Origin of the sequence: Pseudoalteromonas lipolytica, from assembly GCF_900116435.1 — a bacterium.
GTDB classification, from domain to species: Bacteria; Pseudomonadota; Gammaproteobacteria; order Enterobacterales; family Alteromonadaceae; genus Pseudoalteromonas; species Pseudoalteromonas lipolytica.
Genome location: NZ_FPAZ01000050.1, coordinates 1 through 1,230, shown reverse-complemented (window position 1 = coordinate 1,230; position 1,230 = coordinate 1). Strand labels below are relative to the sequence as shown.

At 43.5% G+C, this 1,230-nt stretch carries 1 protein-coding gene; it reads left to right on the top strand.

Annotation, left to right across the window (positions count from 1 at the left end; all coding sequences use genetic code 11):
• Positions 1-111 precede the first annotated feature (111 nt).
• Complete coding sequence (locus tag BM378_RS20250) at positions 112-1,212, top strand: ISAs1 family transposase (RefSeq protein ID WP_074989609.1); 1,101 nt, start codon at positions 112-114, stop codon at positions 1,210-1,212.
• Positions 1,213-1,230: the final 18 nt, after the last annotated feature.

Below are 1,230 nucleotides of genomic sequence, written 5' to 3'. Positions count from 1 at the left end.
CAGGGCAAGATCGTACTTTTGTTAAATTACTCTGATATCTGATCGATTTAATTCGTTATATTTATCATCATTAGTGTGATCAAATAGTTTTTTTGATGACACGAGTTAATTATGAGTTTTCTAAGCCATTTTTCAGAAGTTACCGATCCCCGCACGCAAATTAATGTTCAACATGACTTTATTGATGTGATATTTCTGACTGTGAGTGCAGTCCTTTCTGGAGCAGAGGGTTGGAGCGATATAGAAGTGTTTGGTCGAGATAAACTTGATTGGTTGCGCCAATACCGTCCCTTTGAAAACGGCATTCCTGTTGACGATACCATTGCCCGAATTGTCCGAGTAATATGCCCTGAACAATTAAATAAAGCCTTTATGAATTGGGTGAATGAAGTGCGTGTTGAAACGGGTAAGCCTCAAATTGCCATCGACGGTAAGACACTTCGTCATTCCTACGATGGCGATAAGCAAACGGCATTACATAGCATTACCGCCTGGAGCAAAGATGCAGGTTTAGTGCTTGCGCAACTGAAGTCATCGGGCAAGAAAAATGAGAATGCTTCGGTATTGGATCTACTCGACACGCTTAATATTAAAGGCGCTCTTATCAGTGCAGATGCCATGAACTCTCAGAAAAAGATAGTCGAGAAAATCTGCTCGGAGAACGCAGATTATGTGCTCTGCATCAAAAACAACCACAAACAACTACGCGATGAAATTGCCGCCTATTTCCATAAGGTAGAGAGGGATAATCCCGCTTGGATTGCCTGTAATGAACAGACTGATTCTGGCCATGGACGAATTGAAGTACGCCGGTGCCAGCAACTAAGAATCAGTGAGTGGATAAGTGAAGCACAGCACTGGAAAGGTATACGCAGTGTTATCAAAATAGAGCGAGAGCGCCACCTTAAAGACAAAGAGGTGAGCACTGAAACGCAATATTACATCAGTTCACTGGATATTGACCCCGCTGCGGTCAACCAGGCTATCCGAGCACACTGGGAAGTCGAAAATAAAGTCCACTGGGTGTTAGACGTGACGTTTAAAGAAGATGATAGCCGAATACGCAAAGAGGACGGAGCGGAAAATGTCGGAGTGATTAGGCGATTTTGTTTGAATATGGCTCGTTTACACCCCAAGAAAGCCAGCATGAGAAGCAAACTCAAAATGGCTGGCTGGGCCGATGAATTCAGAGCAGAGCTTATTTTTGGGTAAAAGTATGCGGTTGCCCTG

Bases quoted from the DNA above. Each gene is read 5' to 3' on its own strand.
- BM378_RS20250 (WP_074989609.1), top strand. From the start codon at position 112: ATGAGTTTTCTAAGCCATTTTTCAGAAGTTACCGATCCCCGCACGCAA.